The organism is Pontibacter pudoricolor (genome assembly GCF_010092985.1).
In the GTDB taxonomy this organism is placed as follows: Bacteria; Bacteroidota; Bacteroidia; order Cytophagales; family Hymenobacteraceae; genus Pontibacter; species Pontibacter pudoricolor.
This window is the reverse complement of sequence record NZ_CP048106.1, coordinates 3,240,366-3,254,907: the sequence shown is the minus strand read 5'-3', so window position 1 is coordinate 3,254,907 and position 14,542 is coordinate 3,240,366. Positions and strand designations below refer to the sequence as shown.

Annotated in this window: 12 protein-coding genes; 6 read left to right on the top strand and 6 right to left on the bottom strand. The window is 46.0% G+C overall.

What is annotated here, in order from left to right; all coding sequences use genetic code 11:
• Positions 1–577 precede the first annotated feature (577 nt).
• The gene (recJ, locus tag GSQ66_RS14110; RefSeq protein ID WP_202923355.1) at positions 578–2,284 is read left to right on the top strand and encodes a single-stranded-DNA-specific exonuclease RecJ; all 1,707 of its coding nucleotides are present in this window, start codon (positions 578–580) and stop codon (positions 2,282–2,284) included.
• A 58-nt stretch (positions 2,285–2,342) separates the two neighbouring features.
• Here recJ and GSQ66_RS14105 read toward each other — a convergent pair whose 3' ends face one another.
• The gene (locus GSQ66_RS14105; protein ID WP_162428053.1) at positions 2,343–3,164 is read right to left on the bottom strand and encodes a glycoside hydrolase family 25 protein; all 822 of its coding nucleotides are present in this window, start codon (positions 3,162–3,164) and stop codon (positions 2,343–2,345) included.
• Between the two features lie 193 nt (positions 3,165–3,357).
• On the opposite strand from GSQ66_RS14105, the gene lptB reads away from it, so the two are divergent.
• From lptB to GSQ66_RS14090, 3 genes are all read left to right on the top strand, one after another.
• On the top strand, positions 3,358–4,089 hold the full coding sequence (lptB, locus tag GSQ66_RS14100; RefSeq protein WP_162428052.1) for an LPS export ABC transporter ATP-binding protein: 732 nt from the start codon (positions 3,358–3,360) through the stop codon (positions 4,087–4,089).
• A 61-nt stretch (positions 4,090–4,150) separates the two neighbouring features.
• Positions 4,151–4,531, top strand: coding sequence for a four helix bundle protein (locus GSQ66_RS14095; protein WP_162428051.1), 381 nt, complete (start codon positions 4,151–4,153; stop codon positions 4,529–4,531).
• A 58-nt stretch (positions 4,532–4,589) separates the two neighbouring features.
• A complete protein-coding gene (locus tag GSQ66_RS14090; protein ID WP_162429076.1) occupies positions 4,590–6,083 on the top strand; it encodes a GH3 auxin-responsive promoter family protein in 1,494 nt (497 codons plus the stop codon).
• A gap of 695 nt (positions 6,084–6,778) precedes the next feature.
• On the opposite strand, the gene GSQ66_RS14085 is transcribed toward GSQ66_RS14090, so the two are convergent.
• The 3 genes from GSQ66_RS14085 to gltX all read right to left on the bottom strand — a co-directional run bounded on the left by GSQ66_RS14085 (position 6,779) and on the right by gltX (position 9,694).
• Positions 6,779–7,546 (bottom strand): TIGR00266 family protein, encoded by a 768-nt coding sequence (locus GSQ66_RS14085; RefSeq protein WP_162428050.1) that lies wholly within the window; start codon positions 7,544–7,546, stop codon positions 6,779–6,781.
• 110 nt (positions 7,547–7,656) lie between these two features.
• Positions 7,657–8,010: a hypothetical protein gene (locus tag GSQ66_RS14080; RefSeq protein ID WP_162428049.1), complete on the bottom strand. Its 354-nt coding sequence runs from the start codon at positions 8,008–8,010 to the stop codon at positions 7,657–7,659.
• Between the two features lie 139 nt (positions 8,011–8,149).
• Positions 8,150–9,694 (bottom strand): glutamate--tRNA ligase, encoded by a 1,545-nt coding sequence (gene gltX, locus GSQ66_RS14075; RefSeq protein WP_162428048.1) that lies wholly within the window; start codon positions 9,692–9,694, stop codon positions 8,150–8,152.
• Between the two features lie 177 nt (positions 9,695–9,871).
• Here gltX and GSQ66_RS14070 point away from each other — a divergent pair, with 177 nt between their 5' ends.
• Complete coding sequence (locus GSQ66_RS14070) at positions 9,872–10,891, top strand: YihY/virulence factor BrkB family protein (RefSeq protein WP_162428047.1); 1,020 nt, start codon at positions 9,872–9,874, stop codon at positions 10,889–10,891.
• A gap of 359 nt (positions 10,892–11,250) precedes the next feature.
• Here GSQ66_RS14070 and GSQ66_RS14065 read toward each other — a convergent pair whose 3' ends face one another.
• Positions 11,251–11,631: a RidA family protein gene (locus GSQ66_RS14065; RefSeq protein ID WP_162428046.1), complete on the bottom strand. Its 381-nt coding sequence runs from the start codon at positions 11,629–11,631 to the stop codon at positions 11,251–11,253.
• 47 nt (positions 11,632–11,678) lie between these two features.
• Between GSQ66_RS14065 and GSQ66_RS14060 the strand changes: the two genes are divergently transcribed.
• Positions 11,679–12,362, top strand: a complete 684-nt coding sequence (locus tag GSQ66_RS14060; RefSeq protein WP_162428045.1) for a 3-hydroxyacyl-CoA dehydrogenase family protein — start codon at positions 11,679–11,681, stop codon at positions 12,360–12,362.
• Between the two features lie 279 nt (positions 12,363–12,641).
• Here the strand turns inward: GSQ66_RS14060 and glmS are convergent, their stop codons facing one another.
• The gene (gene glmS, locus GSQ66_RS14055; protein WP_162428044.1) at positions 12,642–14,477 is read right to left on the bottom strand and encodes a glutamine--fructose-6-phosphate transaminase (isomerizing); all 1,836 of its coding nucleotides are present in this window, start codon (positions 14,475–14,477) and stop codon (positions 12,642–12,644) included.
• Between the last annotated feature and the right edge of the window lie 65 nt (positions 14,478–14,542).

The window sequence follows — 14,542 nt, the reverse complement described above, 5'->3', positions numbered from 1 at the left end:
GTTAAAGCAGTTACTATCGAACTGATCACAGTCTTTGGGTTGAGCGCCTTGTGAATGTCTGGTGCCGTGAGGCATTGCGAGGAACGAGCAAAAGAGATTCGCGCAGCGCGATGCCCGAAGACGGGGCCTCCCGGCCGTGAGGGCACCAAAGTCAACTATAGAACGATAGATAAGTAGAGCTCCCAGGAATAAAGAAAGCTATGGAAGAAAAGGCTTGGTTCGAGGTGCAAAGTGGCAAACTATAGAATCCAGATTTCTCACTTTGTTCGAAATGACAAAATGCTATAGGGCATATAAGATTTCTCGGCTTTGCTCGAAATGACAGAAGAATTAACTGAAGAAGATAAAAAGGCAAAGTATAAACAAGAGGAAAAACCCATACATCACCAGATCAAGTGAGTAATCCTTATACTTATTAAATAATTCTATGAATCGTTTCACGGCACGCACTGTTGTATTAATGCAAAAGTAAGAAAAATCAGGCAAAAGATAACCAGGCGCTTAAGCACTCGAAAACTAAAAGCTGTTTAATTTAGTTACCTTTGCAGCGGAACAGATAGCAAGTCCGAGAAGTATTATGGAGAAAAGGTGGGTATACAAGCAGCAAGTATCTGAAGATATAGTAAACAACCTGGCAGAGAGCCTAAAGGTGAGCCCAACTATAGCCAACATACTCTGCCAGCGCAATATCTGTACTTTTGAAGAGGCGAAAGCTTTCTTTCGGCCTTCTATGGCCGACCTGCACGACCCTTTCCTGATGAAGGACATGCACCTTGCCGTAAACCGCCTCACGGAAGCCCTGCACCGTTCCGAAAAAATACTGGTTTATGGCGACTATGATGTAGATGGTACTACTTCAGTAGCGCTCATGTATGGTTTTCTGCGCCATTATACCCACCAGATCGAGTTCTACATTCCAGACAGGTACAAAGAAGGTTATGGCGTTTCCACGGCAGGTATAGAGTATGCCGCAGAACACGGTTTTGGTCTCATCATCAGCCTCGATTGTGGTATAAAATCAGCAGATAAAGTGGCCTATGCAGCCAGCCTGGGTATAGATTTTATCATTTGCGATCACCATTTGCCGGACGATGTAGTTCCCCAGGCAGTTGCTGTACTGGACCCCAAACAAATTGACTGCCCTTATCCGTTTAAAGAACTGTCAGGTTGCGGTGTTGGATTTAAGCTGTTGCAGGCGTTTTGCTTGCAGAATGGTGTAGAACTGGAAGAGCTGTTCAATTTCCTGGATTTGGTGGTGGTAAGCATCGCAGCAGATATAGTTCCTATAGTTGGAGAGAACAGAATACTGGCCTACTATGGTTTGCAGTTACTGAATGGCCCCCAGGCAACACGCCCGGGCCTGGAAGCACTGAAAGAACTGGCAGGGATAACCGGCGAGATGGATATAACGAGCATTGTGTTTGGTTTCTCGCCACGCATAAATGCCGCAGGCCGTATGGGCGATGCCAAAAACTCGGTACGGATGCTGCTTGCCCAGACCAAAGATGAAGCTTTTAAAATGGCTGACATCATTAACGAATCTAATAAGGAGCGCCGCAGCAAAGACAGCAACATTACCAAAGAGGCCCTGCAGATGATCGAGGAGGATGATTTTCTGCGAAGCGCGAACTCTACGGTTTTATATAAAGAAAGCTGGCACAAAGGAGTAATTGGTATTGTGGCTTCACGTTGTATCGAAAAATACTACCGCCCAACTATAATCCTCACAGAATCGAATGGCAAAGCGTCGGGATCGGCGCGGTCGGTGCATGGGTTTAATGTGCATAGTGCCATAGAGAGCTGCTCAGACCTTTTAGACCAGTATGGCGGCCACATGTATGCGGCAGGCTTAACATTGCCTGTTGAGAACATTCCGGCCTTCAGAGAGCGCTTTGAGCAGTTTGTAGCCAATGCTATTACAGAAGAGCAAAAAACGCCACAGATAGAGATAGAGGCTAAGATCAACTTCAGCCAGATCACGCGTAATTTCTTTGGCATTATCAGGCAGATGGAGCCATTCGGGCCAGGCAATATGCGTCCTGTGTTTGTATCAGAGTGTGTGTATGATACCGGTAACCTGCGCGTGGTTGGCGATACCCACCTGAAGCTACGCCTGACGCAGGATGGTTACACTTCATTTGACGCTATCGCATTCGGGTTTGGCGACTTTTACCATCACATTTCCAAAGGCATTCCGTTTGATGTGTGCTATACAATAGAAGAGAACAACTATAGAGGCAACATTACTACCCAGCTTTCAATAAAAGACATCCGTTTTAACTAAAAAAGCAGCCTGTACTTACTGTAGAGGCTGCTTTCCTGTAAAATCTATAGTTGCTAAACTATGGCTGCGGATGCTTGTGCTTTAATTGTTGTATCGGGCTCAACTGCTCGGTTGTCGTTACAAACTCAGGCAGGCAAAGCTCGGTCAGCTTATCCATATCGCCGGCAAAGAAATTGATATCGACAGCTGCGTTAATGCCGGCAACAGAGCCACGGTCAGTAAACTGCCAGAACATCCAGCTATCGGTATGGTGAATCTCCGGTTTTACGTCGCTGTAGCGGGCAATCCAGAAATGATAGTCAGTAAAATGGCCTTTTAACCAGCGGCGGTAATAGTTCTGGCTGGTATAGATGATTGGTCTTACGCCATAGTGCTGTGTTACCGCTTCCAGCCACGTTTTTAAATCTGCACGCAGCTGTTCGCCAGTCATACCGGGTTTTGCTACTTCAATATCCAGCACCGGAGGCAGATCGCCCGGAGCCAGTGTTACAGTGCTTGTAAAAAGCTTTATCTGGTCCTGAACGGGAGCTTCTGGCTTATAGAAATGGTAAGCGCCACGCTTAATGCCGTAGCGTTTGGTTTCTTCCCAGTTGCGTTCAAAAAATGGGTCTAATCTGAAATCGCCTTGTGTTGCCTTTACAAATGCAAAAGTTACGCCTGCATCTTTCACCTGCATCCAATCCACTTCTTTCTGCCACCTCGATACGTCAATGCCTTTAAGCGAGGAACTGGTACTGCTTTTGGTCTCGCCGCTGTTATCTATAGTTTCCGTAACCATATTCTCAGCAGAAACAGTATTAAAACCCGTTATGGAACTATACCATAGCAGGCCGGTTAGCGCAAAGTGCTTGCTCAGAGATAGGAGTAAAGAAAGCGTCATAATCAGGTGGTTGGCTAAAAGTATTTTAATTTATATAACTACCTGCTGATAAACAAGTCGATATAGTATCTTTTATACAGATTGTTAATAAAGTTAAATTGTGCAAAAGCAGGAGTTCGGCTATGCAACACCATAACCACAACGAAAAGTTGCAACCTTGCAGTATGAAACGATAATTCCGTAACTTAGCCTCATGATACTCAGAGCTGAACACTTATTTAAAAAATATAAATCGCGCCATGTTGTAAACGATGTGAGCGTAGAAGTGAACCAGGGTGAGATTGTAGGATTACTGGGCCCGAACGGAGCTGGTAAAACTACATCCTTTTATATGATCGTTGGGTTGGTGAAGCCTAATTCGGGCAGGATTTTCCTGGATACAGAAGATATTACAGACCTGCCCATGTACAAGCGCGCCAAGCGTGGTGTTGGTTACCTGGCCCAGGAAGCATCTGTTTTCCGGCAGTTAACCGTGGAGGAGAACATACTCGCTGTGCTGGAAATGACAGATAAGACCAAAGAAGAGCAGCGCCAGAAAGTTGAAGAACTGCTGGAGGAATTCTCGCTGACGCATGTGCGTAAGAATAAGGGAGTTGTATTATCCGGTGGTGAGCGCCGCCGCACCGAAATTGCCCGAGCCCTTGCCGTTGACCCTAGCTTTGTGTTGCTGGATGAGCCTTTTGCCGGCGTAGACCCTATTGCCGTAGAAGAGATACAAAGTATAGTTGCCAAGCTTAAGAGCAAAAACATCGGTATCCTTATAACTGACCACAACGTAAACGAGACCCTCTCAATTACCGACCGCGCTTATCTGCTGTTCGAAGGAAAGATCCTGAAGTCAGGAACAGCCGAAGAACTGGCCGCTGACGAACAGGTACGCCGTGTATACTTAGGTAAGCACTTTGAGTTGAAACGTAAGGTATAATTGCTGGAGGCTAAATGGCTTAATTGTTTGATGGTTTAATGGTTGTTTGAGGAGGATATTTATGGAAGAGAAAAAGTATCTGAAATTAAATGATATTGAAGCATACAGAATAAGCTTTGCTCTGAGTAATCGCATCTGGGATATGGTAATGAACTGGAGCCGTTTTGCTCAAAATACAGTAGGCGAGCAATATGTAACAGCGGCAGATAGCATCTCGGCTAATCTGGCTGAGGGCTTTGGGCGATATAGCAAAAAGGATAAGATTAAATTTTATCGTTATGCTCAAGGCTCAATGTACGAGTCGTTTGACTGGACAGAGAAAGCAAGAGTTCGCAATTTAATTACTGAGGAACAATATCAGCTTATACTTGCAGAGCTAAGAAAATTACCGAAAGCAATAAATGGGTTAGTGAAGTATACAAACAACCATTTAACAATTTAACCTTCAACAATTAAGCCATCCAGTTTTGGAAATAATTAACTCTATAGTTACCTGGGTAATGAAGAAGCGGATCCATGACATAGATCTGTTTCGGAAGTATCCGCATGAGGTACAGAACGAGCTCTTTCAGAACCTGATCAGTACTGCAAAAGGTACGGAATGGGGTAAGAAGTATGGTTACGCTGATGGGTTCTCAGTTCGGGAGTTTCAGGAACGGGTGCCGGTTACAACCTATGAGGAACTGTACCCATACATTGAGCGCGTTATGATGGGTGAGCAGAACCTGTTATGGCCCAGTAAGATCGAATGGTTTGCAAAGTCATCAGGTACTACCAATGCCCGCAGCAAGTTTATTCCTGTCAGCCCGGAGTCGCTGGAAGACTGCCACTACAAAGGCGGCAAGGACATGCTTTCCATTTACGTTAACTTATACCCCGAAACCAAACTGTTTACCGGCAAAGGCCTGAGTATAGGAGGGAGCCACCGCCCAAGCGAGCTGAATGCAAAAGTATCGTGCGGCGACGTATCGGCGGTAATTATGCAGAACCTGCCGATCTGGGCGGAAGCCATGCGCACACCCCCGCTTAAAGTTGCTTTGATGGACAAGTGGGAGGAGAAGATTGAGAAAATGGTAGAGCTGACCGTGCAGGAAAATGTAACCAGCATGAGCGGCGTGCCTACCTGGACCTATGTACTTCTAAAACGCATTCTGGAATTTACCGGAAAGAACAATATCCTGGAAGTATGGCCAAACCTGGAGCTCTTTACGCATGGCGCTGTTGCTTTCGGACCTTATCGTCAGTTATTCAAAGAGATCATTCCGTCTGAAAAAATGAATTACCTGGAAGTATACAATGCTTCTGAAGGGTTTTTCGGGATACAGGACCAGGCCGGAACAGAAGACGAAATGCTGCTGATGCTGGACTATGGTGTATACTATGAGTTTATACCCATGGACCAGTTTGACGAAGAGAATCCTAAAACACTGACGCTGGACCAGGTTGAGCTCGGAAAGAACTACGCTATAGTTATCTCCACTAATGCCGGTTTGTGGCGCTATAAGATCGGTGATACCATCCGTTTTACTAGCCTCAGTCCATACCGCATTAAAATATCAGGCCGTACCAAGCACTTTATAAATGCCTTCGGCGAAGAAGTTATAGTTGAGAACGCTGAAGCCGCCATTACCAAAGCCTGCGAAGCAACTGGAGCCATCATCACCAACTTTACGGCTGCGCCTATCTTTATGGAAAGCGGCAAGCGTGGTGGCCACGAATGGCTGATAGAATTTGAGAAGCAACCGGATAACCTGAAGCAATTCACTTACCTCCTCGACGAAACGCTTCGAGAAGTTAACTCCGATTACGACGCCAAGCGTCAGAACGACATTGCCCTGCAAGGCCCGATTGTACACCCTGCACCGCAAGGCACTTTCATGAACTGGCTCCGGGAGAAAGGCAAACTGGGAGGGCAAAACAAAGTGCCACGCCTCAGCAACTCCCGCGAATACCTGGAAGAGATCATGCAGGTAAACGGGCTGAACCGGGATTAAAATAGATTTTTGGGATTAACAGGAATGTAGAGACGTAATACCTTGCGTCTCCTTTTGCTTGCGAGCAGAACTATATATGCTTTATACCGCAAGTTTAGCTTAAGCGTAACTTGTGGTTGAATATGGCCGCCAGTTTGTAACTGGCTTTTCTTTGAAAAAGCAAAAGCTGTGATAGCTGTAACTATAAAACTGTAGTTTATAGATTAACTTGAACTATAGTTGTCAAAGCTGAACTATAAACCCAGCAGCCGATGATTTCTGCTTGTGCAGAGAGCCAGTTACAAACAGGCACCAATCCCAGCCACTAGTTACGCTTAAGCTAAACTTGCGGCAGGAAAGATAGCAAACAGCCCCGGCAAGTATTAACCTGCCGGGGCTGTTTGTTTTAAAACTATAGTTTGATGTGCCAGACTATAGTTTTAATAACTTGTAAATGGCAGCAAATAGTCCCAGGCCAAGTACTACTAAGAGCAGAACGTTTGCTAGTACCGGAGTTTTCTTGTCTCTGCTAGCTTTATAACTAACTCTATTTCCTGTAACCAGCCCAAGGAGAATGAGATTTATAAAGGTTAACCCATTATTCAAAATACTCCATGCATTTCTAATTTCTATCGTCATAGTTGTTGGGTTGGATATATCTGAAAATACACAGTATGATCCTGTTTTCAAACTATAGTTTTATAGTTTGTTAGTTGCTACTCCAGGAAGCTACTCAAAATGCTGCCTTCTTTTTTAGCGTTTTCGCCTTGTGGCATCAGTGCCTGAATCAGTTTCTTAACAGGCATAGATTGTAGCCAAACGCGGCCAGTACCACGCAGGGTAGCCAAAAACAAACCTTCGCCACCAAAGATCATCGACTTTAAGCCGCCGGCACGCTGCACGCTAAAATCTATCCCTTCTTCGAAAGCAACTACACAGCCTGTATCTACTCTCAGGGTTTCGTTGTTCAGCTGTTTCTCAACTATAGTTCCGCCGGCGTGTATAAAGGCCATGCCATCGCCTTGCATCTTCTGCAGTATAAAGCCTTCGCCACCGAAAAAGCCAGCTCCTAAACGCTGGTTAAAGTGGATGCTGAGCTTAGTGCCCAACGCAGCTGCCAGGAAAGCATCTTTTTGTGTGATGAGCGTGCGGTTGCGTACCGTTGTTAGATCTACTGGCAATATAGTGCCTGGGTAAGGGGCAGAGAATGCAACACGGCTTTTGCCATGCCCCATGTGGGTAAAGTGCGTCATAAACAATGACTCGCCGGTAATAAGGCGGCTACCTGCCGATACCAGCTTTCCTAAAAAGCCCTGGCTGGGGTTAGAGCCGTCGCCCATTTTGGTCTGGAAATCAATGCCTTCTTCCATGTACACCATTGCGCCGGCTTCAGCAATTACCGTTTCCTGCGGGTCGAGCTCAATCTCCAGCACTTGTATGTCGTTGCCAAAAATCTTGTAGTCAATTTCATGTGAGTTTCTCATAGTCAGATCCTGATTTGTTATAGTACAGCAAGATAAGAAAATAGCAGAAATTGAGTAGCAACTATAGTTTAACTTGCGCTATTGGTTAGTGAAGCAACAATAAACTATAGTTAATCTTCTTCCTCGTCTTCGTCAGCGGCTTTGCGTTTTGGCTTTACAGGCAGATCGTCTTCATCATCCGACACAGCACTGGTACCCCGTACAAAGTCCTCGTCTGTTTCTTCTACTTCTTCGCCTTCCTCTACATGGTATTCTTCTTCCTCTTCACGCCTGGCTTTTTCGGCGGCATCGCGCTTCACTAGCTTCTTGTCGTCTACATTCTTGTTCAAGAACTCGTTAATCTTATCAATGCTATAGTTAGAGATGATCTCACCGTGCTCGTTTACCTTTATCTCAAAGCCTTCCAGGTCTTTATGCACTTTAGATTTCTTTTTGCTTTTATCGGGTTTCTTATTTCTGGCCATGGTTTTATAGTTTGTATTCCCTGATGTTATAAGTAGAAACAGGTAAATAGTTACGGTTTGCACGGCCGGCTATAGTTTGGCGCAATAAAAAAGGCTGACCCATTTACGGATCAGCCTTCTGGTTTATAGCTCGGGTTGCTTACTCAGCAGTAGCGTACTGGCTAAGTTTTGCAATGGCCGTTTCGATGCGGGTTATCGTTTCCTCGCGGCCAATTATCTCGATGATCTGCATCAGATCCGGACCAGCTTCGGCACCGGTCACGGCAAGGCGAAGGGCCTGCATTACCTGGCCAATCTTCATGCCGTTGCGCTCCAGTATAGTTGTCAGCAGCTCTTTTACTGAATCAGCGTTATAGTCTGCTATAGTTGGCAACTCGTTCTTAAACTGCTCAAACACAGCAACCGACTGGGCATTCCACTTTTTAGAAGCAACTTTCTCGTTATACTCTTCCGGGGCAACAAAGAAATAAGCTGCTTCTTTCCAGAAATCCTGCGGGAAGCTTACGCGCTCTTTCATCAGGCCGGCTACTTTCTCTGCCTTCTCCTGGCTGCAGGAAATATTATGCTCTTCTAAAGCAGTTAACAGGAAACCTGCTAATTCGCTGTCAGGCTTGGCACGCAGGTACTGCTCGTTAAACCAACGGGCTTTCTGAATATCAAAACGGGTGCCTGACTTACCGATACGCTCTACTGAAAATTCGTTTGCCAGCTCTTCCATCGAGAAGATCTCCTGCTGCGTGCCCGGGTTCCAGCCCAGGAAGGCCAGGAAGTTAACGAAAGCATCCGGCAAATAACCAGCCTCGCGGTAACCAGAAGATATTTCGCCTGTAAACGGATCCTGCCAGTGCAGCGGGAATACCGGGAAGCCCAGTTTATCGCCGTCGCGCTTGCTCAGTTTTCCGTTTCCGTCCGGCTTCAATAGTAATGGTAAGTGTGCAAACTCAGGCATGGTAGCCTCCCAACCTAAGTAGCGGTAAAGCAGCACGTGCAGCGGCGCAGATGGCAACCACTCTTCTCCACGAATTACGTGCGTAATCTTCATCAGGTGGTCATCCACAATGTTAGCCAAATGGTACGTTGGCATGCCATCCGACTTCATCAATACTTTATCATCAATAGAAGAAGAATGTACCATCACCCAACCACGGATCATGTCTTTTAAGCGGATCTCTTCTTTGCGCGGTACTTTTAAACGGATCACATATGGGGCACCAGACTCCAGAAGCTTTTTTACTTCATCTTCGGGCATGGTAAGCGAGTTGCGCATAGTTGCGCGGGTAATGGCGTTGTACTGTGGCGTCGCTACTTTGGCAGCCTTCAGGCGCTCACGCATTGCATCCAGTTCTTCGGCGGTATCAAACGCATAGTAGGCATGGCCGGCGTCAATAAGCTGCATGGCATACTGCATGTACATCGGCTTGCGCTCCGACTGGCGGTAAGGCGCATATGGGCCACCGTTCCATGGGCTTTCATCCAGCTCAATGCCACACCACTCCAGCGACTGACGAATATAGTCTTCAGCACCAGGCACAAAACGGTTCTGGTCTGTATCCTCTATCCTAAGTATCATTTTGCCGCCGGTTTTGCGGGCCAGCAGGTAGTTGTAAAGGGCCGTGCGAACACCGCCTATATGAAGTGGCCCGGTCGGGCTCGGGGCAAAGCGTACTCTAACTTCTCTTTCCATGTATGGTCGTCTCTTGTAATCTTGTAATTCGGGCGCAATTTACAAAATAAAGTATGTAATCGTAAGTATAACCTGCACCTTCATTTGATGTTATACTTTATACGTGCTATGACAAGTACAAACAATATCAGGCATTTGCGTATCAGCCTAAGTACGCATAGCTAAAAACCGGCCCGGATGTTACGCTCCCGACTTCTTATGATCTGGCTCCTGCTTGAGGAAACATGGCTGGAGTTTCTCGATAACAACTCTTTTCAGAAAGGAGCGGCGCTGGCTTACTATACCATTTTTGCCTTGCCGCCCATGCTTATCATTATTATCAGTGCCAGCGGCTATTTCCTGGAAGAGCAGGCCGTATCGGGGGAGATCTACTATAAAATTAAAGAACTGATCGGTTCGGAAGGAGCGTATGCGGTACAGAAGATGGTGGAAAGTGTAAATGCTTTCACTAACCTGAATTTAGCAGCTATAGTTGGCGGCGTGGCTTTATTTATCGCGGCAACCGGGCTATTTGTTTCGCTGCAGGATTCCCTGAACGAGATATGGTATGTAAAGCCCAAGCCCAAACGCGGCTACCTGAAACTCTTGCTCGATCGCGCCCTGTCCTTCGGGATGATCCTGGTTATTACGATTATACTTTTGTTATCGCTGCTGGCTAATGCTGTTCTGGTTATTATCGGCGACTTCCTGACGGCACGTTTTTCCGGCTGGATCGTGTATGTGCTGCACTTGGCAAATTTTATGTCGAGTTTGGTGATGATGTCTTTTCTGTTTGGCTGTATTTATAAGTTTCTGCCGGATGCCAAAATAAAATGGCGCGATGTGTGGGTGGGAGCTATAGTTACAGCGCTGCTTTTCTCGCTTTTCAGGGGAATTATCGGGTTTTACCTGGGCAAAAACGAGGTGGGTTCGGTTTATGGGGCGGCCGGGTCAGTTGTGATTATTTTAACGTGGGTTTTCTTTACTTCCCAGATCATTTTTTTCGGGGCTGTATTTACGTTTGTGTACTCCCGCAAGTATGGCCATAACATTTACCCGGCTACCTATGCGGTACGCGTTATAAGGCAGGAAATTGAAGTTGGCAACTCAGCGGTAAACGCAGAACCCGGCAAACACGAACGGGAAGTATACGGAAGCGAAGAAGAGCCTATATTGCCACCAGAAGAAACCGAGAGAGAACAGGGAGCCAATATTTAGGAGTTAAAAAGTTAAAAAGTTTTTGATTTAACTATAGAATTATAGGCTGTACTATAAAGCCTGCTCTCTGCTCTTCCGGACATCCTTGTCTGGAAGTATTTTGTAGGGGACATCTGTGTCCCTGGAGTTTAGATAACGTGGACGTGGACGTCCGCAGGCAGATGGGTTTCGGACAAGGATGTCCGAAGCAGCGAACGGGCCAGTAACTATAAAGCCCTCCCCCTCAACTATAAACCGAAGCCAGATCTTGTCAATCCTTTACCCCCATTAATACCGGTACAGACAAAAAAAAAGACAAAAGACACAGAACTATAAATCCTGCGTCTTTTGTCCTTTGTCAAAAAGTCTTTAATCAAGTTCTATTTCACCGCAATACAAGAAATCTCTACATTCACATCTTTTGGCAGGCGGCTAACTTCTACAGTTTCTCGGGCGGGTGGGTTGCTGGTAAAGTAGCTGCCGTAGGTTTCGTTTATCTTTCCGAAGTTGTTCAGGTCCTTTACAAAAATGCTGCATTTCACAACGTTACTGAAGTCCATACCCGCTTCGTTCAGGATGAACTGCAGGTTCTTCATCACCATGTGCGTTTCGTCTTCGATGCTGCCGGTTACCAGTTCACCGGTTTGCTGGTTAAGCGGTATCTGACCCGAAACATAAAGTACGCCGTTGGCCATAGTTGCCTGGCTGTAAGGCCCTATTGGGGCCGGGGCATTCTGTGAGTTAACGATAGTATGTGCCATTCTGGATAAGTTTAAATGTTTATCTTTACCATCAAAAGTACAGAATTATGCACATACTTGTTTTGGCTGGCCCCCAAATGGCCGCAGAGTTCAGACAAAAGTTTCCGGAAACAAGCAACGGCACGCAATTTACTTTCCTGCAAAGCCATAGCATTATCGACGAGCAGTTAGGCCCATCAGATGTTGTATTCGATTTCCTGCTGCACCAAGAGCCGGAACGCCTGAGCCTCTATTCGCCTGAGCAAGTAGTTTTCTGTAACGCTGCCACTATACAGCTGGCAGCACTCGTAAAAGCTTCCGGAGTAAAAAAGCCATGTACCTTAATTGGTTTCAATGGACTGCCGTCTCTTTTCAATCGCCCGGTGCTGGAAGTAAGTCTGTTCGATAAAAGTTCTGAATCTAAGCTGATAGAGGTTTGCAACGAGCTGGGTGCTGAGTATCTTATAGTTGCTGACCGCACAGGCATGGTTACGCCCCGCATTATTTGCATGATCATAAATGAGGCGTGCTATACTTTGCAGGAGCAAACAGCCGGGATAGAGGATATTGACCTGGGGATGAAACTGGGGACAAATTATCCGAAAGGGCCTTTTGAATGGGCTAATCTTATCGGGATAGAAAATGTGTATAACGTACTGCAGGCGGTTTACGAAGACACCAAAGAAGAACGCTATAAAGTTTGCCCGCTGCTGAAGGCAAAATACCTGAAAGGGGAGAAGTTTGAACTATAGTTATAAGTAGGTTCCCCTCGCTCGCGTCCCGCGAGTGTGAGCTATAATTCGGCCTCTGGCCGCTTTCAACTATAGTTTAGTTTCGCTACTAAACTATAGTTTTATGTTTTTGACGATTGACGTGGCGGGACGTCACTTGTAGCTCACTCTCGCGGGACGCGAGCGAGGGCAGGTTGACATTCGCGAGCCAGGGCAAGCTAAACTATAGGTTCAATTATAAGCATAAAACAAAAAAGGAGACCTGTTAAAGTCTCCTTTTCATTTTATAACAACTATAGATTACTCTACTGTTACTGATTTTGCCAGGTTACGAGGCTGATCTACGTTGCAACCACGCATTACCGCAATGTGGTAAGATAACAACTGAAGTGGCACTACAGACAGTAATGGCATCAGGTGCTCGCTGGTTTCAGGTATCTCGATCACGTGGTCAGCCATGGCCGGTATAGTTGTATCACCTTCGGTAACGATGGCAATTACTTTACCTTTACGTGCCTTCACTTCCTGTATATTCGATACGATCTTCTCATAAGAGCTGTCTTTTGTAGCAATAACTACAACCGGCATGTGCTCATCAATCAGGGCAATCGGGCCGTGCTTCATTTCTGCTGCAGGATAACCTTCCGCGTGTATGTAAGAGATTTCTTTCAGCTTAAGCGCACCTTCCAGGGCAACCGGGAAGTTATAACCACGACCCAGGTACAGGAAGTTAGTTACGTCTTTGTAGATAGCTGAAATTTCTTCGATCTGCTTATCCAGTTTAAGTGTCTGCTCTACTTTAGCCGGAATTTGCTCCAGTTCAGCGATCAGCTCATACAGTTTAGACGTTTCAATAGTACCTCGCTTGCTGCCGATCATCATGGCAATAAGGGTAAGCACTGTTACCTGCGCCGTAAATGCTTTTGTAGAAGCCACACCAATCTCAGGGCCGGCGTGTGTATAAGCACCAGCATCGGTAGCGCGCGCTATAGATGAACCAACTACGTTACATACGCCAAAAATAGTGGCACCTTTAGATTTGGCCAGTTCTATCGCTGCTAATGTATCTGCTGTTTCACCGGACTGCGAAATGGCAATCACAATGTCGTTTTCGTTAACGATCGGGTTGCGGTAGCGGAATTCAGAAGCATATTCGACCTCTACAGGTATGCGCGCCAGATCTTCGATCAGGTATTCTGCTACCAGGCCGGCATGCCATGATGTACCGCAGGCAACTATAAGTATACGCTGGGCATTTGCAAATTTATTTTCATACTCACGGATACCGCCCATCATCAGGTGGTTGCTCTCTGCGATCATGCGGCCACGCATGCTGTCGAGTATCGAGCGAGGCTGCTCAAATATCTCTTTCAGCATAAAGTGCTCGTAACCGCCTTTTTCAATTGACTCCAGTTCAAGCTCCAATCGCTGGATATAAGGTGTCTGCTTTACGTCCTCTTTTGTACGGATATCCAGTTCACCATCTTTAACTACTGCAATCTCAAAATCATTAAGATAGATCACATCATTGGTATACTCAATGATTGGTGTAGCATCAGAAGCAAAGAAGTATTCGCCTTCGCCAACTCCAACTACCAGTGGGCTGCCTTTGCGTGCAGCAATCAACTGGTTCGGATCATCTTTAGAGAGTACAACTATAGCATAAGCACCTACTACTTCATGAAGCGCCAGGCGTACCGCCTCAACTAAAGAACAGCTTGTAGTGGTGCGGATGTCTTCGATCAGGTTAATGAAAACTTCAGAGTCTGTATCTGACTGGAACGTATGGCCTTTCTCTAAAAGCAGTGTTTTAAGGGAGGCATAGTTCTCGATAATACCGTTGTGAATGATGGCAATTTTGCCCGATGTAGAGTAATGCGGGTGCGCATTTACATCGTTAGGCTCGCCGTGGGTAGCCCAGCGGGTGTGGCCCATGCCAATATTGCCGTGTACATTTTTATCGGCTATAAAAGCTTCAAGTTCGCTTACCTTGCCCTTTTTCTTGTAAACATTCAGTTCACCGTTCATAAGTGCAATGCCTGCACTATCGTAACCTCTATACTCCAGGCGCTTTAAGCCTTTGATAATTATAGGGCAAGCATCTCTATGCCCAACGTATGCTACAATTCCGCACATAAGTCTGTTGTGTAAAAACTAAAATAGGGGCCTACAAAAAATAGGTACCCGCAAAGGTACCTATT